This window comes from Neobacillus ginsengisoli (assembly GCF_030813055.1).
In genome coordinates this window covers 14,902-38,544 of the sequence record NZ_JAUSTW010000003.1, presented here as the reverse complement: position 1 = coordinate 38,544, position 23,643 = coordinate 14,902, and the positions used below count along the sequence as shown (strand labels likewise).

The following is a 23,643-nucleotide window of genomic DNA, read 5'->3' as shown; positions in this document are numbered from 1 at the left end:
AAGAGGGATTGCCGCAGCAATCCCTCTTAAAATTATTTCACACTTTCAACCTTCTGCAACTCTTGCCGTCCAGCTTCAACCGTTTCGACATTAGATAATTCCAAAGATTGTGCTTCGTTTAAACCATTAATTAATGTAAGTGATTGAATAACCTCTGGATTTACTTTTTTATCAAGCGTTAAAACCATGACCGCTTGGCCGCCTACTGTTGTTCTGCCCACTTGCATCGTACCGATATTGATTTGATAATCCCCAAGTAATGAACCGACCTTACCAATCATACCCGGCATATCTTGATGCAAAATGTATAAAAGATGCTCTTCCGGCCTAACATCGATCCGATATTGATTCATCTTGACAATCCTTGCACCATAGCCGTTTAAGACAGTTGCCCCGACAGTAGCTGTTTCGTTACCTTGTGATACAGTAAGTTCCATATAATTGGCAAAGCCTTTATTGGTGGCATTTTTTTGGACATTATAGGAAACTCCCTGCTCCTTCAAAAGATGGAGGGCATTAATCAGATTAACAGAGTCACTCAAATGATGGGAAAGTACTCCTTTAATCATGATACGTGTTAATAGTTCGGTATCCTCTTCTACCAAATCTCCGTGATAGTTGATTTCGATTTTTGATGGTGCTTCTTTTAGTAATTGGATGACTAACTGTCCTATCTGTTCGCCAAGTAATAGATAGGGCTGCATTTTTTGTTGCACTTCGCCGGACATTTGCGGCATATTAACAGCATTGGTAATCGACTGTGATTCGAAAATCTCAATAATTTCCGCACTTACCTCTTGAGCTACCTTTTCCTGTGCCTCAACAGTGGAAGCTCCAAGATGAGGTGTAACTATAATATTCGGATTATGAAGCAATTCGGGATCAGCAACCGGTTCTTTTTCAAAAACGTCCAGAGCCGCACCTGCAACATGCCCTGATTGAATGGCTTTAACCAATGCTTTCTCATCGATAATACCGCCGCGGGCACAGTTTACAAACCGGACACCCTTTTTCGTTTTACGTAAGTACTCTTCATTTACCAGCCCTTTCGTATCTTTTGTTAAAGGTGTATGGACCGTAATAAAATCGGATTCACGGGCAATTAAATCGAGACTTGCTTTTGTCATTCCTAGTTTTTTTGCCCTTTCTTCTGTTAAATACGGGTCGAATGCTAAAATATTCATTCCGAAGCTTTTTGCGCGTTTCGCCACTTCTGTTCCAATCTTACCCATTCCGATAACGCCAAGGGTTTTTTTGTACAATTCCACGCCTTTAAAAGAGTTGCGGTCCCATTCACCGGTCAATGTTTTTTGGTGGGCCTGGGGAATTTTCCTAGCCAATGAAAGCATCATTGCTAATGTATGTTCCGTAGCGGCAATGGTGTTGGCCCCTGGTGCATTAATAACAATAATCCCTTTTCGGGTTGCAGCATTCACGTTTATATTATCTACGCCAACACCTGCTCTTGCAATGACTCGCAGTTGATTGGCAGATTCGAGTAATTCTTCCGTTACCTTGGTTTGACTGCGAACGATAAGGGCATCATAATCTCCAATGATTTTTTTTAATTCCGCCTCCGGCAGTGTCGGCTGGCGATCCACCGTAAAATTGGGATGGTCAACTAAACTTTTTAAACCTGTGTCACTAATTCCGTCAGTTACAAGTACTTTATACATGTTTAATCCAAGCCTCCTGTGCTTTTAAATGATTAATAAAATGAAAATCTAAAAATTTGTAGCTGCTGCATAAGCCCCCGGCTAAGGCACTTTTGCTAAAAATAAAAACGCCCCTCATAACAGACAGATTCGTCTTGTTATGAGGGACGTGAATAAACGCGTGGTGCCACCCTCTTTTGCTGCAAAAATAAGAGCAGCCTCAACATTTTAACGGATCATTCCGGGCAAGCCTACATATTGCTCTTTAGCTAGCCAGTTCAGAAGGGCTGGGCAAGGTAAGAAAGGACACCGGTTTGCAGCAACCACCGGCTCTCTAAAGACTTTTCTTACTACCGTCTTCGTCATCACTTTTGATATGAAATTTACTGCAAAAATCTTTGAAAGAAATTTGCTTAGGTGCCAAGTCACTTTCGTATTTGATGGAATATACGGAATATTCTACATGCATACCTTTAATATTGTAAAGGGCAAAATATAATTATTTTTTTAATTAATTATTAAAAAATTTTTTTGAATAATAATAGCCCAATAACAATGCGGTAGTAAGCGATTACATAATTATTTAATGAATACATATCTATTGTAAAAAAATAAAGAGAATCATATAATGTCTACTATATAAATACAATTGTACGCTTGAAAAAGACAATTTTAGGAGGGGAACTCATGAAAGCAATTTCGATTGGATTGTTAGGTTTAGGAACAGTTGGTTCCGGTGTGGTAAAAATTATTGAAAATCACCAAGATAAATTAATTCACCAAATCGGATGTCCTGTTGTTGTAAAGAAAATTCTTGTCCAAGATTTACATAAAGCAAGACCTGCCGAAGTGGACACCGGTCTATTAACTTCTAATGCGGATGATATTCTTCATAATGCGGATATTGATGTTGTGATTGAGGTAATGGGCGGTGTTTCTGAAACAAAAGAATATTTGCTAAGCGCCCTCCGTCAAGGAAAGCATGTCGTTACGGCGAATAAAGATTTAATGGCTCTGCACGGGTCTGAATTGTTGAGAGTGGCTTCTGAAAACGGCTGCGATTTGTTTTATGAAGCAAGTGTTGCGGGCGGCATTCCGATTTTAAGAGGCTTAGTCGATGGCCTTGCCTCTGATCGAATTACGCAAATGATGGGAATTGTCAATGGGACAACGAACTATATCTTAACAAAAATGAGCCAGGATGGGTTGGCATATGAAGAGGTTCTTAAAGAAGCTCAGGAACTAGGATTTGCCGAAGCAGATCCGACATCTGACGTTGAAGGGCTGGATGCGGCCCGTAAAATGACTATTTTAGCAACATTAGGTTTTTCGATGCATATTGATTTAGACGATGTAAAGGTAAGTGGGATTTCAACTATTACAGAAGAAGATCTAAAATATGGAAAACAATTAGGTTATACAATGAAGCTCATCGGTTTCGCTCATCGTGAAGGAGAAAAAGTCGAGGTAAGTGTTCAGCCTACTTTCTTATCTGATAATCATCCGCTTGCATCTGTTCAAAACGAATATAATGCTGTTTACGTTTATGGTGAAGCAGTTGGAGAAACGATGTTTTATGGACCCGGTGCTGGAAGCCTGCCGACTGCCACAGCAGTTGTTTCCGATTTAGTTGGAGTCATTAAAAACCTAAGACTTGGTGTAAATGGCCGAAGTGCTGTTACCCCGCAATTTCAAAAGCAATTAAAGGATGACTCGGAAAAGTACTCTAAATACTTCCTCCGTATTCATGTCCGGGATGAGGTTGGTGTTTTTGCTGATATTACCTCGCTCTTTGCTAAATACGGTGTAAGCTTTGAAAAAATACTTCAGTTACCTATCAAGAAAAATGAAACATCAGAAATTGTTTTAGTTACACATCGATCATCATTAACCAATTATGAAAATATTTTATCGGAATTAAATGATCTACAAGCAGTGAAGGAAATTAAAAGTTCTTATCGGGTGGTGAGGAAATCATTATGAGATGGCCGGGATTATTAGAAGCATATAAAGAGTTTTTACCAGTGAATCAAGAAACACCGCTCCTTACGTTAAACGAAGGGAATACCCCATTAATTAAGCTTGACCGCCTTTCGAAGGAATGGGATGTAGAGCTTTACGTAAAAATGGAAGGGGCCAATCCGACAGGTTCATTTAAGGACCGCGGGATGGTCATGGCTGTAGCTAAAGCAGTAGAAGAGGGAAGCAAGACTGTCATTTGTGCGTCAACAGGAAATACTTCTGCAGCCGCTGCAGCGTATGCGGCTCGGGCCGGCTTACGTTGTATCATCGTCATTCCTGAAGGGAAAATAGCGATGGGAAAACTGGCACAGGCAATGATGTACGGGGCGGAAATTATTTCGATTAAAGGGAATTTCGACCAAGCGTTACAAATGGTTCGAAATATTAGTGAAGAAGAGCCGATTACCCTTGTCAATTCCGTCAATCCTTTTCGCTTAGAAGGGCAAAAAACAGCTGCCTTTGAGGTTTGTGATCAGCTCGGTTTTGCACCTGATATTTTAGCTATTCCGGTTGGAAATGCCGGTAATATCAGTGCTTACTGGAAGGGTTTTAAAGAATATGCAACTAAAAAGGGAACGGGGCTGCCAAGAATGTTTGGTTTTGAAGCAGCAGGTGCCGCTGCTCTTGTGCATAATCGTGTATTTGAAAATCCTGAAACCATTGCAACAGCTATAAGAATTGGAAACCCTGCAAGCTGGAATTTAGCGGTTAATGCAGTAGAAGAATCAAATGGCAGGTTTGATGAGGTCAGTGACGAAGAAATTTTATTTGCTTATAAAAAAGTTGCTTCAAGCGAAGGGATTTTTGCCGAACCGGCATCCTGTGCATCCCTTGCAGGAGTTTATAAAAATATTCAAAATGGCAAAATTGAAAAAGGTACAAAAATAGTGGCTGTACTAACAGGGAATGGCTTGAAGGACCCTGATACTGCGATTCAGAATAGCCAAGTGAAATTGATTCAATTGCCAAATGATGAAAGTGCAGTGACTGAACATATTAGAGGAGTTGTCCTAAGATGACTCTAGAGAATCGCTTTGTAATCAAAGTACCTGCAAGTTCAGCAAATCTTGGTCCCGGCTTTGATTCGCTGGGGGTGGCTTTGGATTTGTATTTGCAGGTAGAGGTAGAAGAAAGTGATAAGTGGGAATGCTATTCTACTTCCGATGATTTAAGGGATCTTCCAACGGATGAAAGCCATTTTATTTGTCAAATCGCTATTCAAACCGCAGGAAAATATGGAAGGGATTTGCAGCCCTGTAAACTGAAAATCGAGAGTGAGATTCCTTTAGCACGCGGACTTGGTTCAAGTGCAGCGGCAATAGTCGCTGGTGTTGAGCTCGCTGACTGTGTCGGAAAGCTAAAATTGACTAAAAAAGAAAAGCTGCTTCTTGCCACTGAATTAGAGGGGCATCCTGATAATGCCGGTGCTTCTTTGTATGGCGGACTGGTAATCGGCTGCTATCAACAAAGGGAAGTGGATATGGTAACATTTTCTGATATGTCCTTTGAAATAGTAGCGGTAATCCCGCAAGAAATTTTATTGACGAAGGTAGCACGAGAAGTACTGCCAACAACATTCTCGTATGCTGAAGCCATTCAAGCTTCTTCCACTTCAAATCTATTGGTTGCAGCACTTCTTAGCCAAAACTGGACATTAGCAGGAAAAATGATGGAGATTGACATCTTCCACCAGCCATATCGGAGGCCGTTGATACACGCCTATAGCGATATTGAAAAATGGGCGAAAGCAAATGGGGCATTTGGAGTTGCCTTAAGCGGAGCAGGACCGACAGTCATCTGTTTTACGGAAAAAGGAAAAGGAGAGCAGTTGGCCCTTTCTTTGCAAAGCACATTTTCAACGATGACTGTAAAAGTTCTAAATATAGATAACATTGGAAGTCAAGTTTATAAAGTGGAGAATTGTCTAAAGTAAACGTTTATATGAATTTTCGAAAAGAAAAGGGCAGCATTCCGCTTCCCTTTTCTTAATGATTAGCCTTCATTTTGAAGAAATTGCTCAAAATCATTCTTGTTTAATGGTTTGCTAAACAAATATCCCTGCATCTGTACGCAATTTTTCGATAGTAAAAAATCCTTTTGGTACTCTTTTTCTACACCCTCCGCGATAACATTTAGGTGAAGGCTGCGCGCTAGGTTTATGATAACCTCAGATATCTCTGCATTGCCAAAATCCTTATTGATATCTTGGATAAATGATTTATCGATTTTTAAAGAATCAATCGGTAAATTTTTCAAATAACTTAATGATGAATAGCCTGTCCCAAAATCATCAATAGAGATAGAAATTCCCAAGCCTTTAAGTGTTTCAAGTGCTTGAACGATTTCCTTTGAGTTAGTAAGCAAAATACTTTCTGTAATTTCAATTTCAAAATTTTCATAGCCTAAGCCGCTTTCGGCAAGGATGTCTTTTACCTGTTTAACCATGTTGCCGGGATCTTGAAATTGGCGTGCTGAGAAATTAACGGAAATGGATAAAGGCTCTGAACGGTGGATGTTCCATCCTTTTACCTGTTGGCAGGCTTTTTTCATTACCAATTCCCATAAAGGGTGAATCAATTCGGTTTCTTCTGCAATCGGAATAAACTGTTCAGGTGAGATAAACCCAAAATCATCATCCTGCCATCTTACTAACGCTTCGGCCCCGAAAATAATTCCGGATGAGACATCAATCTTGGGTTGATAGTATACTTCAATCTTTTCCTGTTCGATGGCTTTTCTTAAACGAGACTCGAGCTTTGATCGTTCTTGGTCCAATTTACTTAATTGCTCGTTAAAAACAATAGCCTTATTGCCCCCCATATTTTTTGCTGCATACATGGCCATATCTGCATAAATAACAAGTGTTTCAAGGTTTTTTGTGTGATATGGATATAAACTGATACCACAGCTTGCACCAAGGTAAATTTCGTTTCCATCTAAACAATAGGGCATTTTTAAAGAATTGACAATTCGTTCGGCTGCTGCCATTGTTTCCTGAACATCAAGATTAATCAATAAGATAATAAACTCATCGCCGCCTTGCCTTGTAATAAGATGATAATCATCTGACATACATTCTTTAATGCGATTAGCAGTAGTTTTAAGAATCTCATCACCTTTGTTGTGTCCAAATAAATCATTAACATGTTTAAAACGATCCATATCAATAAATAAAACAGATACTGTGCCGCCTGTTTCATTTGACCGATCAATAATAGGTTTTAATTTTTCTTGAAAATATCTTCTATTTGGAAGACCGGTTAACGGGTCATGATATGCCTGATATTCAATCAACTCTTTACTGCGATTTAAGTCATTTACATAGTTATGTAAATGATTCGAGAGGGCATTGACGTTTTCCGTAAGCAGGCCTAATTCATCTTTACGATTGAGGTGCAGATTTTTCCCAAAGTTTCCTTGGGCAATTTCATTCACCTGCTCAACTATATACCCGATTGGTTGGGTGATGGAACGGGAAAAGATAAAGCTTATAATTAACACCATAATCATAATTACAATCGAAAGGAGTATATGAACCGTTAATTCATGATTAAGCTCCTGCTGAATGAGACCATAGTTAAAAACAAGCCCAATTACATAGGGCTGCTCATTTTTCGATAGTACCGGAACAAAAGTCTTAATTACATTTTTACCATCAATCAGACTCTTGTATGATTGCTCAGTTTTCGTTTTTATCGCCTTTTTAATATATTGAGAATCTACTTGAACATTTTTAATATTGTATGTCCCGTACCAAATTGGTTGTGCTGAGATTCGAATATAACTATTTCCGTTTAAATGTACAACCTCGTTCTTTTTGCCAAAGTTCTTCGGATTGAAAACGGTTAACTCCATTACACCGGGTAAATCTTTTGTGAACCGGTTGATTATTTTTCCCGGGCCAAATCGTTTTTCATATGCTAAAACTTCATTGTCACGAAAATAAGGGTTAATGATGTAATTTGTTGTTCCGTCATAATAGTAGCCCCATTTATCAATATGATCAGGATTGGAAGAAGCGATTTCTATCGGGCCTGACCAATAAAATGGAAGGGAAAGTCCTTTTCCAACCGAAACGGGAGTTAAAGAGAATAGCTGTTGATAGGCATCATACCAGTAGCCCCAACCTTTTGTAGACATATTGATTTCCTCCGGGTCGGAGGATTTAACACCGATAATATCATCTTTTGTTTTTGCTAATAACGTGATATGAGAAACTCCAACCTCTTTTGCCAGCGCTTTTAGCTGTTCGTTTGTAATATCTTGATAGTTTGGCGGTAATGATTTTTTTATTGCCAAGGAGGCGATTCTTAAGTCCCTTCCAAGGATGTTTTCTACAAATAAGGAGCCATCTTTTGTATTTTCTACCTGGAAATATACTTCATTTGTGAGCATTGAAATTTCTTTTTCATTATTGATTAGCAATTGGTTTTTTGAACGGATATAATGAAAAGCATTATTTGCTACTAAAATTAATAACACGATTATGCAAAAAATCAGTGGGACCTTCTTCTTAATAGACAATATTGCAACACTCCAATATGTTATAAAGGGGTTATCCCCTATTTCTTCAGATGTACTTTATATTTCTTATTTTTATTCTCTTACATTCATTTAACCATATAATCAAGTGCGGAATAAAGGAAGCAGATATTATAAGGAAAATTAACCAACATGAACCTTTTTTAATAGCAAGAGAAAATATAGGAAACACTACTCAAAATATAGGATGAGTGGTGTTTTTTTTATCAAACAGGTTGAAATTGGTATAGACAACTATACATTGAAATGGTAAGATAATTTCAGAAATCCAAAAGCGCTTTCATTATTTTATTTTTTGATAGGAGAGATTTATATGCTAGGCTTTTTACAACGTATTGGTAAGGCTTTAATGCTTCCGATTGCAGTGTTACCGGCAGCAGGGCTTTTGTTACGATTCGGTCAAGCTGACTTACTGAATATTCCCTTTATTGCAAATGCAGGAAATGCTGTGTTTGCCAACTTGGCGTTAATTTTCGCCATTGGGGTGGCAATGGGATTCGCAAAAGATAATAACGGTGCCGCGGCATTATCCGGGGCAATCGGATATTTGGTTTTAACTCAAGGTGCAATTGCATTAAATAAAGACATTAATATGGGTGTTTTGGGCGGTATTCTTTCAGGGATCATCGCAGGTTTATTATACAACCGTTTTCATAATATTAAGCTCCCTGAATGGCTGGGCTTCTTTAGTGGACGGCGTTTTGTTCCAATTGTGACCTCGGTGGCAATGGTTATTTTAGCAGGAATTGCCGGATTAGTTTGGCCAACGATTCAAGATGCGATAAACGGCTTAGGGAATTGGCTTATTGGCTTGGGTGCGGTAGGAGCAGGTCTTTTCGGAATCTTTAACCGCCTTCTTATTCCTTTAGGACTTCATCACGTGCTAAATAGTTTATTCTGGTTCCAATTCGGAACATTCCATGGGAAAACAGGGGATATCGCACGCTTTTTAGCCGGAGACCCTCATGCAGGACAATATATGACCGGTTTCTTCCCAGTGATGATGTTTGGATTGCCGGGAGCTACGCTTGCGATGATTTTGGCAGCAAAGCCTGAGAGAAGAAAAGCTGTCACCGGTATGTTTATCGGTGTTGCGTTAACTTCTTTTATTACAGGAATTACCGAACCGATTGAGTTTTCATTCATGTTTATCGCTCCGGCTTTATACGGAATCCATGCAGTGTTAACAGGACTTTCTTTTGTGATCACCTCCATGCTGGGAATTCGCGATGGGTTTACCTTCTCTGCAGGTGCGATCGACTATTTAATTAATTTTAATATCGCTTCAAAACCATTATTGCTGCTGGTGGTCGGCTTAGTGTACTTTGTCCTTTACTTTGTCATTTTCTATGCTGTTATTAAGGCATTCAATCTTAAAACGCCTGGCCGTGAAGATGAGGTTGAGGGGGACCGTGAAAATACTGCAACAGTGGTTGGAAATGATAAATTCGAACAAATGGCTTATTATTTTATTAATGATATTGGCGGAAAAGAAAATATTACCTCAATTGAGAATTGTACGACCCGTTTGCGTTTAAAAGTAAAGGATATGGAAAAAGTCAAGGATGCATCTTTAAAAGCACATGGTGCTAAAGGTGTAATGAAATTAAATGATACAAATCTACAGGTAGTTGTGGGTACAGAAGTAGAATTTGTTGCCGATGCAATGAAGCGGTTGGATATGCAGGCGGTAAACACTCATCAATTCCAAGAACCGGTACTTGATGCGGGAACAAGCGGACAGCTGCCATTATCGGTTAATGATTTCGTAATGCCTATTGAAGGAGAAATTATCCCGATTACTGAAGTACCTGATCAGGTATTTTCACAAAAAATGATGGGCGACGGCTTTGCGATTATACCTGAAAAAGGTTCAGTCGTATCCCCTGTCGATGGTGAAGTGCTAAATATCTTCCCGACGAAACATGCGATTGGAATTATGTCCAGAGAAGGTTACGAAATTTTAATTCACGTTGGAATGGATACTGTCAATTTAAAAGGAGAAGGTTTTACCGTTCTTGTGACGGAAGGCGAGCAAATAACGAAAGGGCAAGAGATTTTGAAGTTTGATCTTGAATTTTTAAAGAAATCCGCTCCTTCAACTGTTACTCCAATTATTTTTACAAACTTATCCAAGCTTTCAATTAAGAAACAAGGAAAAGCGGAACAAGGTAAAAGCGGTATTTTAGCAATTGAATAAATAGAATGGACCCGGTTACATAAGTTGTGACCGGGTTTTATTGTAATTTGTAAATATCTTTTTTTATGTACAACCTCTACACAAAAGTAATTATTTCTCCGCTAAATTAACATCCGAACGTTGGCGGATGCCTGTTCAGCTGCCTATTGGAGTGTTGATCATGCTGGAGTAAAGGTGACGCAAGGACAGATGGATGTATTAAAGTTGTGTTGAAACCTTAATAAAAAAAACCTCAGTTTAATAACTAGCTGGTTTACTTTAGAGATGCAAACATTAAAATCACACGAAGAAACACACGACATTTCACATAGGGAATATCGTGTGTTTCTTTGTTGTTATAGTATGGTTTCTATACACTTTTGCGAACTTTTCACATATGAATTGACTGTGTATTTCTAAAGGATAGAAATTATTATTGGACAGTATGTGAATTTAGTATGGTTTATGGTGTGAATTCTACCTAGTATTTAAAAATTTTACAGATAATTGCATACCGAATGCGAAGCTTATTTGAACAGGACAAGGTGGAAATTGCTTATGATAGTCCGAACGCGAGACTTATTCGGATAGGACAAGCTGGAAATTTGCCTATGATAGTCCGAATACGAAGCTTATTCGGACAGGCCAGGCTGGAAACTGCTTATGATAGTCCGAATACGAGGTTTATTCGGACAGGCCAGGCTGGAAATTGCTTATGATAGTCCAAATACAAGGTTTATTCGGACAGACTAGGCTGGAAATTTGCCTATGATAGTCCGAATACGAAGCTTATTCGGACAGGCCAGGCTGGAAACTGCTTATGATAGTCCGAATGCGAGGCTTATTCGGACAGGCCAGGCTGGAAATTGCTTATGATAGTCCGAATACAAGGTTTATTCGGACAGGCCAGGCTGGAAATTGCCTATGATAGTCCGAATGCGAGGCTTATTCGGACAGGCCAGGCTAGAAATTGCCTATGATAGTCCGAATACGAGGCTTATTCGGACAGGCCAAGTTGGAAATTGCTTATGATAGTCCAAATGCGAGGCTTATTCGGACAGGACAAAATCTCCCTGTCACATCATTTAACTTGTTCTATTTTATAACCGTTTAAAAGTAAAACGGTCAAGATTAGGGTATTTCTTAAAACAATAGTCAATCCAAAAACACCAAAAACAGCATTTAAAATAAAGAATGGCCTGGAGAAAACTTACAGCCATTCTTTAAGAGTATTTTACTGTGATTTCTTTGGTGAATTGTTTGTGATTGGTGGCAAGATTTCTCATGCAATTTACAGTTTTGCACCTCACAAGTGAACCCGTTGTTTAATAACTGAGGTCTTTTAGTTAAACAGCTCCGCTTTTTTATACCTAAGAGTGTCCTTCATTTGAAAATATTCCTTTAGAGAATCATTGACAAAGAATACGCTAATGCTTGTTAAAATAAAGAAGCCAATCGGAACAAGGATAATCCATTGCTGAAAATAAAGATAAGAGATATTGCTGCCAATTAAACCTGCCCACTCATGCGAAGCAGATGTAGGGGGGCCTGAGCCGAGACCATACTCAACGATTGAACCTCCGAAGAAAAGCTTTAAAAATCCTAGATGTGCAAGCAATTGTAAAACTTGCAAAAATTGCTGGCCAAATAATAAAATCCATTTTTCATGCAGGTGCACAACAATGTGCTTAAAGAAAATATAGCCATTGCCGGCGCCCAAAGTTTTCGATGCTTCTATAAAGGGTTCCTTTTTAACAATCCTCATTTCATTGGAGAGGTGAATCGTTAGGTTCGGAATGGCAATTATCACAAGAATAGTTGTTTCAAATAATGCCCGCTGCCAGAAAGGATGCTGAAATCCAGCCATCGGCAACCAAAGAACACTATAGAGAATAAAGTAAGCAATAATGGTTTGCGGGACTATTGAAAAAGGTTCAAAAATAGTCTTCAGCAATTTATAGAATGCAGGTCTTAGCGTATAGATAAAGCCGCTTATTATAAGTGAAAAAAGCATTCTTAAAATGGAAACAACAATGGTAATGCCAATCGTATATTTTGCCCCTTCCACTATCAATTGTCCCAGATTAAACCCTTCTTTATCAGAACCAAAAACAAATAAAGTAAATGGAGGATACGGAGGGGCATCCAGCAAATTTCCTTTTTTATCGGTATGAAACCTGATCTGTTCAATTTTCCCGTGGTTATTCACTGTATTAAAAATACTTAGTGTAAGCAGGGTGGCTAGGAAAAGAAAGCCGAATAAGAATCTTTTCTTTTTTAATAAAAAGAGAACCATTTCAATTAATATCCTTTCTGTTATCAAAGCTGAGCCATTCGTAAATACGATAAAGGATGAAAAAGGGGATGAAGATGAGAATACTCCCGATAATAAAGGCGTCCGTGCCGCTTAACATCATTCGTAGTAAGCCATTCATATTAAACAAATAATCGATGACTAACAATGTTGACAACATAGACCAGAAAATAGTTTTCGAGGTGCCAAACATGCCCTCCGCGATATTTCGGAGCACATGGATGTTTAAAATATAAAAGAAGGAGAAGCCCTTCGATTTTGCTAATGTAATATAGTTCTTTTCTAATTCTTCCTCAATATGATGGATTAGTACTTTTGTTATGTAAAAACTGATAGGTACAGCAATACTGATAACAGGTAAAAGAATCGTTTTCTCTCTAAAGGTGACAACCTGTGCAATCTTAATCCCAGTTTTTTTATAAAGAAGAATAACTGCCATTTGCAATAAAAGTATGAACATTAAATCAGGAATCGATTCAGCCAGTTCTAAAAGCTTTTTAAAGACATTGATTCTTTTTCGAAATAGGATAAGAGCAAGATAGGCGAATAGAAAGGCAATGATACTTGCAACGATAATACCTAAACCGAGTATTCTCATTGAATCTAGGTATCTGGCAAAAATGGACGGAAATAAAGAAATATGGCCGTTAAGTGTAAATAGCTTAAAGGTAAATAATCGAACAGAAACCTGGTACACAGTTTGTAGGTATTGTTTGAGGTTAAAGGATAGATTCGCAAATAAAACAGGAAATACCCCAATAAAAATAAGAATTTCAATGGCGATCATACACTGTAAAATCAAAGAGAAAGTTCTTCTAATTACAATCATAATTTCATCCTTATTAAAAAATTTGTCTCAATTTTTAAATTACCATAATATTCAATAAAATACAAAATTTTTAAATTATCATTATATTAATTGCCTTTTCAATAAATAATAAAAGGAACTGGGGAAAATTAGTTATTATTATATTGAGATATACTAATAAAGGCATATCAAATAGTTCTCATGAAATAAGCTAACAGAAAAGGTTGCCAATCATTATTTCGATGATCTTTTTTGATTTGATCTTAAAAATTTGGTAAAATAATGAAATTAAGAGGAAAGAAGGTAGTGATTTGGTTAAAAAATGGGGTATACTCATTGTTTCAATAATCTTTATATTAAATGCCTGTTCACAAATTCAGCCCAAAAAACAAACTCCTGTTAAATCATCCAATATCCCTTCAGCAAAAGAAGTGAAATTTCCGAAGATTGATCATATCGTTATTGTTATTGAGGAAAACCACGCTCAACGGCAGATTATCGGAAATTCCTCCGCACCATATATGAATTCACTTATAAATATGGGTGCTAATTTAACGAACTATCATGCTATAGAGCATCCCAGCCAGCCAAATTATTTGGACTTGTTCTCCGGCTCAAACCAGGGTGTAACGGACGATGATGTTCCAAAAACTAAATTCTCGACAATTAATTTAGCAAGTGAATTGATTGAAAAAAAATATTCATTTGCAGGTTACTCAGAAGATCTGCCATCCATAGGCTTTAACGGAGAATCCAGTGGAGACTACGCGCGCAAGCATAATCCGTGGGTTAATTTCACCAATGTCCCCAAAAAGGCTAATCAACCGTTAGAAAATTTTCCGAAGGATTTTAACCAACTGCCAACCGTTTCATTTGTTATCCCAAATCTCCAACATGACATGCATGATGGAACGATTAAGGAAGCAGATCAATGGCTGGAAAAACAGATCAATCCTTATGTCCAATGGGCAAAAACGAATAACAGTTTGTTAATTGTGACATGGGACGAAGATGATAATTCGCAAGATAACAAAATTCCCACCTTTTTTGTCGGTCCCATGGTGAAAAATGGGCAATTCAGTGAACAGCTTAATCACTTTAATCTATTAAGAACCCTCGAAGATATTTACGGATTAGCACATGCGGCAGAAAGTAAATCTGTAGAGCCTATTACAAGTGTATGGAAATAATTGGATTTAAAAAGTCTTTTTCCTATTCTAAATGGGAAAGGGCTTTTTTGTTATATTTTTAGAAATTTGGAGGTTCTTGTTAAAACTATGTAAAGATAGTGCAATTAAGCTTATAAATGCAAAATATTCACGCGAATTTTAATATTTTTGATATGATTGGGCTATGTAAGAAATTCAATTTTTCATTGGGGGGTCCGTGTGAAACAAACTTTTAAAAAATTTGCAGCAAGAATAAAGTTTCTCTTTTCTAGTAGCATTCGTACAAAAATGGTGTTGTTTTTTCTTATGGTAGCCTTGATTCCATTGGTGTTATTTGGATTTCTATCATATGAAAAGTCCTCCAATATTGTGAATAAACAATATAATGATTATGAGCAATTTGCTGTATCTCAACTCGACAAACAAATAGAAAACACTTTTGAACAAATGTATGTCGTTTCGAAAGATATTAATCATTATTTATCTGACCCAACCTTAATCATATTAAAGGAAGAAATCCCTCGCACGTATAAAGGTTTTATTGAAAACAAAAATTTTGAAAGATTTTTAGAAGCACATAAGACTTTTAATACGAAGGGTATCTATTTAATTACCAATACAGGATATTATTACGGAAATGATCGTGTGGATATTCATAAGCTATTTCAGAAGCCCTTTTGGAGAGGAGAAATTAATAGTTTAAAAGAAGGAGATCTTTGGATAGGGTTTTATAGATCCGACCATTATTACACTGGTAATAAAGATGAAAAATTAATGGGGTTAGTTCTTCCAGTTGAGAGTCAGTTCGGAGTATTAAAAGGAAGTAAACTTTTAATAGAAACAAACGCCGAGGAACTATTCTCTTATATTAACTTTCTTGAAAAAAATCTTCATGCCTCTATCACCCTTAAAAATGGGAAGCATCAGGTTGTTTATAAAACGAAGAATGCACCCGATGATTTGGCAACTGATATTGTCTGGAATAACCACTTTGATGCTTATGGGTGGGATATCAATGTTCGCATACCTCAAAAATACTATTATCAATCATCAAATGTGATCTATCAATATACACTATTTGCAATTTTATTTTCGATCATACTTGCTTCCTTTTTAGCAGTAGTATTTTCAGTTCCGCTTGCTAAGCGAATTAAAAATCTTAAGTCTTCAATGGAACGTGTCAGTAAAGGTAACTTAAATACACAGATAGCGGTTACTTCAAAAGATGAACTAGGGATTTTAGCTCAAAGCTTTAATGATATGGTCAATCAAATTAAGGAGTTAATTGACCAAATTAGCCAGACAGAACGTTTAAAAAGACAAGCTGAGTTAAGGGCTTTCCATTATCAAATTAACCCCCACTTATTATTTAACACTTTAAACTCTATCCAGTGGAAAGCTAGGCTGTTAGGCGCAAAAGAAGTACAAGAGATGATCTATCATTTGACTGAGGTTCTTCAAGAGAATTTAAATTTTGCCGATGAGTTAATTCCTTTAAGAAAAGAACTCCAGACAATCAAACATTATTTGAAAGTGCAAGAGGTCCGTTATGGCCATACGTTTGAATATATAGAGAGAATTCAATCTGAATGCTTAGACTATTTAATCCCAAGGATGACACTCCAGCCGTTATTTGAAAATATCTTTTTCCATGCTTTTGAAGACGGCCAGGGTAGAATTGAACTTGTGGTCACTGCTGAACCTGAATATCTAGAACTAACATTGGCCGATGATGGCAAAGGAATGAATGATGAAACAATTAAAAAGCTTCTCGACCCGAATTATCTCGACGAAAAAGGGAAAGGAATCGGTGTTTATAATGTAGATCAGCGTGTAAAGCTTCACTTTGGAACTAAGTATGGATTATCAATTGAATCAATTGTAGGGATGAAGACAATCTTTCGTATGAGATGGCCGAAAAGGAGGTAACGGTGATGATCAAGGTGTTAATCGCAGATGATGAACTAATTGTCAGAAAAGGATTAATCGCAACGGTCGATTGGGGGAAGTTTAACATGAAGGTTATTGCAGATGCTCCTAACGGTCAAAAGGCTTGGGAGCTATTCCAGGAACATTCCCCTGAAGTAGTGATAACAGATATTGTTATGCCCGAAATGAATGGAATTGAGTTTGCAAGAAAAATAAAACAGAATTCCCCAGCAACCAAAATAATATTGTTAAGCTGCCATCGTGACTTCACATACGCACAAGAAGGAATGAACATTGGTGCTTCTGGATATATTTTGAAAACTGCTTTTCAAGACCAGCAATTTGAAGAATACCTTGGGCGTTTTGAACGTGAAATTAACCTGGCAAATGTCCAGAATGCATATGATTCATCCTCCCTAGCAAAGGAATTTTATGAATGGTTATGTGACTTTGAAAATTCTTTTCCCAAGCTATTAGAGGAGTTGTTTTCTAGTGATTGGAAATGGATGCGTCAGCCCTACTTTATTTATCTATTGAACGGAGTAAATAACAGTGAACTCCTTCAAAAGAAACTGCCATCAGAAGAGAAACATTTTGCTAGGATTTCTTGTGGTAAGGGCCAAGCTTTTATATTTATTCCTGAAAAATCACATCAACAGTTTGAACGATTTTTAGTTGAGGCAAGGACTATTGATTCCTCGATTCGCTGGAAGACGAATGGCCCAAATCAAGGAATGACTGAATGGATGGACGGAGTTTCCAAGCTTTACCGACAGTTAAAATTTGAAAAACAATTTAAGTTTTCGCTGGAAAATTGGCCATTACCGATTCAACGGGCTGTTCAAATCATTATCCAACATTTACACGAATCCCTTTCCTCTACCTATATTGCCAATGAAGTCGGCTTAAGTCGAAGCCATTTTAGTACGATGTTTAAAAAGACGGTTGGAGAAAGCTTTATCTCCTTTACAGAAAAGATTAAAGTCCAAGCTGCATGTGATCTTCTTGAAAATTCATCACTTACTTTGCAAGAAATTGGAGAGAAAGTAGGCATTCAAGATGGAAAATATTTTAGCAAATGGTTTAAAAAATGTATTGGTAAAACACCATCAGACTATCGGCAGAACAAAAATCCGAATGTTGGCTAACAAATTTACCTATTATTACATCTCTTATGAAAATTCGAACAATATTACAAAAAGAATAAGATAAATTTTAGTTTAAGACCGCTTTCATTCAAGTTACAATGAAAGCGGTTTCTGTTTTATAAAAAGAAAAAAGGGGGACATGGTAATGAAAAAGCTTACGACGGCATTTTTAGTATTGTTTTTAGTATTTGCAATGGCAGCCTGTTCAAACAGTAAATCCAGTGGGACTAATAATGCTGGAGGTAATGGCGGAAGTAACGGAAAAACTATTCTTCGTTTTGCTACTTGGGATTCAGGGGAAACTTTAAAAATTCAGCAGATGATTGCAAAAAAATTCGAAGAAAAAAATCCGAATGTGAAAGTGCAAGTGGAAGCTTACGGTGATGGGTTTGACCAAAAGCTTGCAGCATCCTTTGGAGCGAAAAACCCGCCTGATGTGATGTATATGTGGAATTTCCCTGCATATTTCCAATCGCTTGAACCACTTGATCAGCTAATTAAAAGTGATCCTGATATGGACATGAATGATTTTTACCAAGGTCTCTTTAACTATTCGAGTATGTATGGAAAATTGTACGGAATGCCAGCTGGGTTTACAACAAGAGTTGTTTATTATAACAAGGCTTTATTCGATGCAGCGGGTATCCCATACCCAAAAGATGGCTGGACATGGGATGACTTTAAAACAATTGCAAAGAAACTTTCCAATCCATCTAAAAAACAGTATGGATTTGGGGTAAGACCAGAACCAGATACGTACGATCTTCAAGGCTTTGTTTGGAGTAATGGCAGCAGTTATATAAGTGAGGATGGGAAGAAAATTGCTGGATATATGAATAGCCCTGAAACAATTAAATCTCTCAAAATGTTTGCAGACATGGTTAAGGATAAGAGTGCTGTCCTTGTAGGCGGTAAAAATCAACAAAGCGGCGATGATATTTTTAAGGCAGGAAAGATTGCTATGTGGGAAAGCGGGATTTGGCCATTGGAAGGTTTTAAGGAAGCAAAGGTGAACTTTGGTACCGTAGAAATGCCTGCATTTTCTGGGAAACCTGTGAAAGGAGTTATTGCATCTTCAGCAGTTTCCATTGCTAAGGATTCTAAAAATAAAGACCTTGCTTGGAAATTTGTGAAATTTTACTCCTCTCCGGAAGCAATAAAAATGCGAACAGCTGATTTACCAGTTCGCATTAGTGTGGTTAAAGAAATGAAAACGGAACAAGACCCATTAATTAGTCCTTTTTATAAAATGCTTGAAAGATCGAATGATACTCCAGCATTCCTACTCAATAAAAATTGGGATGATATCAATCGTAATCTCTCAGCTGCAGTGAATGCCATCATGCTTGGCCAAGATGCTGAAAAACAATTGAATAATGCAGTGAAGGACTCTGAGAAATATATTGAAAAGTAAAAATTAAAAGAGGTGTTTTTGTTGAAAACAGAATATGCCGCAGCTGCACCTACTATAAAAATCCAAAATCGCAAAGCAAGGTGGGGTAATATCGTCCCCCTGCTTTTTATCGCACCCTGGGTTATCGGATTTTTAGCCTTCACATTAGGCCCATTACTTTATTCACTTTTTATTAGTTTTTTTGATTGGCCGATAGTAGGAGAGAAAAAGTTTATAGGCATTGATAATTACAAGACGATGTTTACGGATGATCCATTGTTTTGGGAGTCATTGGGAGTGACACTAAAGTTTGCTTGTCTTTTTGTCCCTCTTAATATTATTACAGCTCTCTTTTTGGCGATTCTATTAAATCAGAAAGTAAAAGGTTATTCATTATTTCGTACGTTTTTCTATTTACCTTCGGTTATTTCAGGTGTTGCGCTGGCAATGATCTGGGCGTGGGTATATAACGGCGAATATGGGATTCTCAACTACTTTTTGTCGAGATTAGGTGTGACAGGACCTGATTGGTTAAATGATCCTAATTGGTCATTAATTGCAATGGTTATTGCAAGTCTTTGGGGCCAAGGAACGATGATGCTAATCTTCTTAGCTGGTTTAAAGGCCATTCCTAATGATTTATATGAAGCGGCTTCTATTGATGGAGCCAATAAATTTCAGCAGTTTTTTAAGATTACGATCCCTATGTTAACGCCAACTATTTTGTTCAATTTAATAACAACGATTATCAGTGCTTTTCAACAATTAACATTAGCACTTGTTTTGACAGGTGGAGGACCGCTTAAATCTACTTATTTCTATGCGATGTATGTATACGAAAATGCTTTTAAGTATTTTAAAATGGGTTACTCCTCCGCTAATGCCTGGTTTATGTTTGTAGTTGTTTTAATTTTAACATTATTGGTTTTTAAGTCATCATCAGCCTGGGTGTATTATGAAGGAGAAATGAAGAATAAATAGTTTGTATTTCCCAGACTAGGTAGAGGGGTCTTTTATGAAAACAAAAAGAATAACTGAGAAAACAATTGTCTATATACTGCTTATCTTTTTTTCGCTCTTGTTTTTAGCGCCATTTTTCTGGATGCTTACAACTTCAGTTAAATCTCCTGAAGAGTTATACCTGTTTCCACCAAAATGGATACCTTCAAAGTTTCATTTTGAGAACTTTAAAGAAGCTTGGATGTCGCAGCCGTTTAATCAATTTTTTCTAAATACTGTTACAGTGACAGTACTTTCGACGATTGGCCAAATTGTATCTTCGTCTTTGGTTGCTTATGGTTTCGCTCGTTTCAAGTTTAAGGGAAGAGATTTTTTATTTATTGTCCTTCTCGCCTCGATGATGATTCCTTGGGAAGTAACAATGATTCCTTTATACATGGAATTTAATGTTCTAGGCTGGATTAATACGTTGAAGTCGTTGTTTGTGCCTTCATGGTTTGGTGCACCATTTTACATTTTCTTATTGCGCCAATTTATTATGTCGATTCCAAAGGAAATGGATGAGGCTGCTAGAATGGACGGAGCCAATGCGTTTCAAATCTATTATAAAATTTATCTGCCATTAATGAAGCCTTCCTTAATATTAGTTTCAGTATTTAATATCCTAAGCTGTTGGAATGATTATCTGGGCCCGCTGGTTTTCTTAAATGATCAGAGTAAATATACTCTGACTCTTGGTTTAGCCCAATTTAAAGGAATGTTTGGGGTAAATATGGAGGGAATCATGGCGGTAACATTCTTAATCAGTCTGCCGCCACTTATTCTATTCTTCTTTGCACAGAAGTATATTGTGGAGGATGCTTCTAGGTCTGGGGTCAAAGGATAGAGTAATAGTGAGAAATCGGTAGAAAAGATTCGAGACAATTAAAAGTTATTACTTTTACTTTAAAGCCTTTATTGAAAGGGATTTGGAAGAGAGTGAAATAAATGATGGATATTTTGAAGGTCCCGTTCAGTAGATTTGGTTCCTTTATCGTTATCTCACCGTTACATGGAAAGGATAATGACAATCTATATATTCGGAATATTCGGAATGGTGATAACGATTTGGGAGAAACTTTTCGGTTAGATGTCCTTTCCGATGGTCAGATAGTCCCGTATAAACCTGTATTGAAACCAACCATTCTTCGGCTCGAAGCAGCAGAAGGATTTGCAGACATTTCAATCACAGAAGCAAAAGTGCTGCAAATAAGAAGTGAAGGAGTTGGAATTCGCTTAACAGGTATTACTGGCGCTTATGATTATGCGATTCCAGCGAATGGGGAGTGCTGGGAAGTAAACCATTCAGGTCAAGAAATCCACTATATGTTGACTCCCATTAAAGGGAAACTGGTCATGGATGCACCTTTTCAAGAACAACGCTGCCTGAAGATTGTTGCTGACTTTATACCAGATCCACAAACCTTGGAAATGGACTGTGCGATTGAAGAATATTTCACCGATTATAAAAAGCGGAGTTATTTGGAATTTTTGAAAGCTCAAGAATTGGTTCAGAATGAATTCCAAACTTGGTTGGATCATTCGCTTGAATGTGGTTCCTACTTGAAAAATGGAAGGGAACTTGCAGCTTATATAACTTGGTCATGTGTCGTAGAACCAGAAGGAAAATTAACGAGACCAGCCATGTACATGTCAAAAAATTGGATGACAAATATTTGGAGCTGGGATCATTGCTTCAATGCGTTGGCCCTAGCAGAAAATTCACCTGAATTAGCATGGGAGCAATTCGTGACTTTTTTTGATCACCAAGCTGAATCTGGAATGCTGCCTGACTTCATTAATAATCGCTATGCGTTATGGAATTTTACCAAGCCGCCTATCCATGGCTGGACATTAAAGCAGCTTATGGAAAATCGTGAATTTGTTACAAAAGAAAAACTGCAAGAAGTATATGAACCGCTCATAAAATGGACAGATTGGTGGCTCCAATACAGGGATGATGATCATGACGGGATCCCGCAATATAATCATGGCAATGATAGCGGCTGGGATAATAGCACGATCTTTCATAGGGGAACTCCAATTGAAAGTCCAGATTTATCAGCATTTTTAATTTTACAAATGGAAGTGCTGGCTGAAATTGCTAGAGAAGTAGGGAAAAAAGAGGATGCGGAAAAATGGGCAAGGAATTCCAAGGATTTGCTTGCAAGAATGATTGTCCATTTTTGGAAGAATGATCGGTTTACGGCAGTTCGCTCAGGTGATCATTCTGTCATCCATTCTGAAAGTCTTGTTCTATTTGTTCCTATTATTCTCGGTAATAGGTTGCCAGAACCTATTAGGAAAAGTTTAGTGGAAGGGTTAGTGGAAAATGGCTTTATAACGGAGTTTGGGCTTGCCACCGAAAAGCCAACAAGTTCTTTTTTCCAGGAGGATGGCTATTGGAGAGGTCCGATTTGGGCACCCACTACTTTGTTAATTTACAAAGGGCTTGTGGAGTCAGGAGAAACCGAATTGGCAAAGGTGATTGCTAAAAAGTTTTGTGACATGGCAAACAAATCAGGAATGGCTGAAAACTTCCAAGCTCTTACAGGTGAAGGCTTGCGTGATCCAGCCTTCACATGGACATCAAGTGTATTTCTAATTTTGGCCAATGCGTTATTAGAATGAAATCATCCTAATTTTAACATTATCAAATCTGCGAAATAAGGGGGTTATACGATGTCTAATCAAGATTATTTTGATTTGGAAAATAAGGTATGTGTTGTAACAGGTGGCGCATCAGGGATTGGATATGCAACCGCTGCTCTTTTAGCTGAAGTAGGAGCAAAGGTGGTCCTGCTGGATATTAATGAAGAAAATGGTTACAAAGCCGCTGCAGATTTAAAAGGGAGGGGATATAAGGCAGAGTTTTTTCGGTGTGATGTAACAAATGCAGACGATTGTAAAGCAGTTGGAAACCACATAAAGGAATGCTACGGCACCGTCAACGTTCTATTTAATAATGCAGGGGTCATTAAGAGAAAAACAGTTGTTGATTTGGAAGAGTCGGAATGGGACTTAGTCATTGATGTTTCTTTAAAAGGGATATTCCTTCTTTCTAAATATTTAATTCCTCTCATGGCTAGCGGGGGAGGGGGAAGTATCATAAATACTGGCTCGGGTTGGGGGAAAAAAGGTGGGGATCAAGCTGCCGCTTATTGTGCAGCCAAAGCTGGAGTAGTGAATTTAACAAAAGCAATGGCCATCGACCATGGTCCGCAATATATTCGTGTGAACTGTATTTGTCCCGGTGATACAGATACCCCGCTATTAAGGGATGAAGCGAAGCAACTAAATATAAAAGAAGCAGCCTTTTTAGTTTCATCTGCAAAAGGACGACCATTGGAGAGACTCGGTACACCAAGAGATATTGCTAAAGGAGTCTTATTCCTCGCAAGTGATTTGTCATCATGGATCACTGGTACAGACCTCACCGTTGATGGCGGGGGATTAGCTTAACATTAATTGAAAACAAAACTTAA

At 37.7% G+C, this 23,643-nt stretch carries 16 protein-coding genes and 1 other annotated feature; of the genes, 12 read left to right on the top strand and 4 right to left on the bottom strand.

Translation table 11 applies throughout. The features are described from left to right. Positions 1–32 precede the first annotated feature (32 nt). Entirely contained in the window at positions 33–1,676 is a 1,644-nt protein-coding gene (serA, locus tag J2S10_RS09300; protein WP_307406875.1) for a phosphoglycerate dehydrogenase, read from the bottom strand. 139 nt (positions 1,677–1,815) lie between these two features. Beyond that, positions 1,816–2,030, bottom strand: a binding site (T-box leader). A 312-nt stretch (positions 2,031–2,342) separates the two neighbouring features. Here serA and J2S10_RS09295 point away from each other — a divergent pair. Genes J2S10_RS09295 through thrB form a run of 3 tightly spaced genes read left to right on the top strand, consistent with a single transcriptional unit; the run spans position 2,343 to position 5,610 of the window. Next, positions 2,343–3,638 (top strand): homoserine dehydrogenase, encoded by a 1,296-nt coding sequence (locus J2S10_RS09295; RefSeq protein WP_307406872.1) that lies wholly within the window; start codon positions 2,343–2,345, stop codon positions 3,636–3,638. After that, the gene (gene thrC, locus J2S10_RS09290) at positions 3,635–4,696 is read left to right on the top strand and encodes a threonine synthase (RefSeq protein WP_307406870.1); all 1,062 of its coding nucleotides are present in this window, start codon (positions 3,635–3,637) and stop codon (positions 4,694–4,696) included. Before J2S10_RS09295 ends, thrC begins: the two co-directional genes overlap by 4 nt. Beyond that, complete coding sequence (gene thrB, locus J2S10_RS09285; RefSeq protein WP_307406867.1) at positions 4,693–5,610, top strand: homoserine kinase; 918 nt, start codon at positions 4,693–4,695, stop codon at positions 5,608–5,610. Before thrC ends, thrB begins: the two co-directional genes overlap by 4 nt. Positions 5,611–5,669: 59 nt before the next feature. On the opposite strand, the gene J2S10_RS09280 is transcribed toward thrB, so the two are convergent. Beyond that, complete coding sequence (locus J2S10_RS09280) at positions 5,670–8,201, bottom strand: bifunctional diguanylate cyclase/phosphodiesterase (RefSeq protein WP_307406863.1); 2,532 nt, start codon at positions 8,199–8,201, stop codon at positions 5,670–5,672. Between the two features lie 331 nt (positions 8,202–8,532). Here J2S10_RS09280 and nagE point away from each other — a divergent pair, with 331 nt between their 5' ends. Beyond that, entirely contained in the window at positions 8,533–10,419 is a 1,887-nt protein-coding gene (gene nagE / locus J2S10_RS09275; RefSeq protein WP_307406861.1) for an N-acetylglucosamine-specific PTS transporter subunit IIBC, read from the top strand. A 1,321-nt stretch (positions 10,420–11,740) separates the two neighbouring features. On the opposite strand, the gene J2S10_RS09270 is transcribed toward nagE, so the two are convergent. Continuing rightward, positions 11,741–12,694 carry a peptide ABC transporter permease gene (locus tag J2S10_RS09270; protein WP_307406858.1) on the bottom strand — a complete coding sequence of 318 codons (954 nt, stop codon included), beginning with the start codon at positions 12,692–12,694 and terminating at the stop codon, positions 11,741–11,743. A gap of 1 nt (position 12,695) precedes the next feature. Beyond that, a complete protein-coding gene (locus tag J2S10_RS09265; protein ID WP_307406854.1) occupies positions 12,696–13,541 on the bottom strand; it encodes an ABC transporter permease subunit in 846 nt (281 codons plus the stop codon). 290 nt (positions 13,542–13,831) lie between these two features. Here J2S10_RS09265 and J2S10_RS09260 point away from each other — a divergent pair, with 290 nt between their 5' ends. From J2S10_RS09260 to J2S10_RS09225, 8 genes are all read left to right on the top strand, one after another. Then, positions 13,832–14,710, top strand: coding sequence for an alkaline phosphatase family protein (locus tag J2S10_RS09260; protein ID WP_307406851.1), 879 nt, complete (start codon positions 13,832–13,834; stop codon positions 14,708–14,710). Positions 14,711–14,908: 198 nt separating this feature from the next. Then, positions 14,909–16,618 (top strand): sensor histidine kinase, encoded by a 1,710-nt coding sequence (locus J2S10_RS09255; RefSeq protein ID WP_307406849.1) that lies wholly within the window; start codon positions 14,909–14,911, stop codon positions 16,616–16,618. Positions 16,619–16,623: 5 nt separating this feature from the next. Beyond that, the gene (locus J2S10_RS09250; protein WP_307406847.1) at positions 16,624–17,766 is read left to right on the top strand and encodes a response regulator transcription factor; all 1,143 of its coding nucleotides are present in this window, start codon (positions 16,624–16,626) and stop codon (positions 17,764–17,766) included. A gap of 145 nt (positions 17,767–17,911) precedes the next feature. Continuing rightward, positions 17,912–19,180 (top strand): ABC transporter substrate-binding protein, encoded by a 1,269-nt coding sequence (locus tag J2S10_RS09245; RefSeq protein ID WP_307406845.1) that lies wholly within the window; start codon positions 17,912–17,914, stop codon positions 19,178–19,180. A gap of 54 nt (positions 19,181–19,234) precedes the next feature. Further along, positions 19,235–20,140 (top strand): carbohydrate ABC transporter permease, encoded by a 906-nt coding sequence (locus tag J2S10_RS09240; protein ID WP_307408098.1) that lies wholly within the window; start codon positions 19,235–19,237, stop codon positions 20,138–20,140. Positions 20,141–20,174: 34 nt separating this feature from the next. After that, positions 20,175–21,005 carry a carbohydrate ABC transporter permease gene (locus J2S10_RS09235; protein WP_307406842.1) on the top strand — a complete coding sequence of 277 codons (831 nt, stop codon included), beginning with the start codon at positions 20,175–20,177 and terminating at the stop codon, positions 21,003–21,005. 101 nt (positions 21,006–21,106) lie between these two features. Next, a complete protein-coding gene (locus J2S10_RS09230) occupies positions 21,107–22,789 on the top strand; it encodes an amylo-alpha-1,6-glucosidase (RefSeq protein ID WP_307406840.1) in 1,683 nt (560 codons plus the stop codon). Between the two features lie 51 nt (positions 22,790–22,840). Next, positions 22,841–23,620, top strand: a complete 780-nt coding sequence (locus tag J2S10_RS09225) for an SDR family NAD(P)-dependent oxidoreductase (protein ID WP_307406838.1) — start codon at positions 22,841–22,843, stop codon at positions 23,618–23,620. The last annotated feature ends 23 nt before the right edge of the window (positions 23,621–23,643 follow it).

Excerpts from the sequence above, each read along its gene's own strand:
- J2S10_RS09250 (WP_307406847.1), top strand. The coding sequence starts at position 16,624 with ATGATCAAGGTGTTAATCGCAGATGATGAACTAATTGTCAGAAAAGGA.
- J2S10_RS09230 (WP_307406840.1), top strand. The coding sequence starts at position 21,107 with ATGATGGATATTTTGAAGGTCCCGTTCAGTAGATTTGGTTCCTTTATC.
- J2S10_RS09295 (WP_307406872.1), top strand. The coding sequence starts at position 2,343 with ATGAAAGCAATTTCGATTGGATTGTTAGGTTTAGGAACAGTTGGTTCC.
- nagE (WP_307406861.1), top strand. The coding sequence starts at position 8,533 with ATGCTAGGCTTTTTACAACGTATTGGTAAGGCTTTAATGCTTCCGATT.
- J2S10_RS09235 (WP_307406842.1), top strand. The coding sequence starts at position 20,175 with ATGAAAACAAAAAGAATAACTGAGAAAACAATTGTCTATATACTGCTT.
- thrC (WP_307406870.1), top strand. The coding sequence starts at position 3,635 with ATGAGATGGCCGGGATTATTAGAAGCATATAAAGAGTTTTTACCAGTG.
- thrB (WP_307406867.1), top strand. The coding sequence starts at position 4,693 with ATGACTCTAGAGAATCGCTTTGTAATCAAAGTACCTGCAAGTTCAGCA.
- J2S10_RS09245 (WP_307406845.1), top strand. The coding sequence starts at position 17,912 with ATGAAAAAGCTTACGACGGCATTTTTAGTATTGTTTTTAGTATTTGCA.
- J2S10_RS09270 (WP_307406858.1), bottom strand. The coding sequence starts at position 12,694 with ATGGTTCTCTTTTTATTAAAAAAGAAAAGATTCTTATTCGGCTTTCTT.
- serA (WP_307406875.1), bottom strand. The coding sequence starts at position 1,676 with ATGTATAAAGTACTTGTAACTGACGGAATTAGTGACACAGGTTTAAAA.
- J2S10_RS09225 (WP_307406838.1), top strand. The coding sequence starts at position 22,841 with ATGTCTAATCAAGATTATTTTGATTTGGAAAATAAGGTATGTGTTGTA.
- J2S10_RS09265 (WP_307406854.1), bottom strand. The coding sequence starts at position 13,541 with ATGATTGTAATTAGAAGAACTTTCTCTTTGATTTTACAGTGTATGATC.